Raw genomic sequence first — 606 nt, forward strand, 5'->3', positions numbered from 1 at the left:
GGCAACACGTTCGGCCTCGCGAGCGCCCTCGGCGGGATGCGCCGCAAGGTGTGGGCGTGGCCGGTCGGCATCATCGGCAACCTGCTGCTTCTCACGGTCTTCCTGGGCTCAGCGCTGAGCCCCGACCCGTCGCCGCCGCACCTGCTCGGGCAGGCCGGTCGGCAGATCATGTTCATCGCCGTGGCCATCTACGGCTGGATCCGCTGGCGAAATCTTGACGGGGGACGCGTCGTCCCCCGCTGGGCTCCAACCGGCGCGCGCATCGGCATCGTGCTGGTGATGATCGTCGGCACAGTCGCCCTGACCCCGCTCTTCCGGCTGCTCGGATCGTGGGAGCCGGTCTGGGCCGACGCCTGGACGTTCGTCGGGTCGCTGCTCGCGACGTACGGCATGGCGAAGGGCTGGACCGAGTTCTGGCTGATCTGGATCGCCGTCGACGTGGTCGGGGTGCCGCTGCTGTTCGGCTCGGGCTACTACGCGACCGGTCTCATGTACGTCTTCTACGGCGTCTTCACCGCGGTCGGCTTCGTGATCTGGTGGCGGGCACAGCGCACCGCCGCGCATCCGATCGAGATCCTGCCGCCCGACCCGAGCCCACGAGACTCC

1 protein-coding gene is annotated in these 606 nt (G+C 69.3%); it reads left to right on the forward strand.

Features of this window, described 5'->3' with window-relative positions; genetic code table 11:
• A partial coding sequence (gene pnuC, locus NS220_RS19035) for a nicotinamide riboside transporter PnuC (RefSeq protein WP_058625486.1) occupies positions 1 to 606 on the forward strand: 606 nt, incomplete at both ends.

Origin of the sequence: Microbacterium testaceum (assembly GCF_001476655.1) — a bacterium.
In the GTDB taxonomy this organism is placed as follows: Bacteria; Actinomycetota; Actinomycetes; order Actinomycetales; family Microbacteriaceae; genus Microbacterium; species Microbacterium testaceum_C.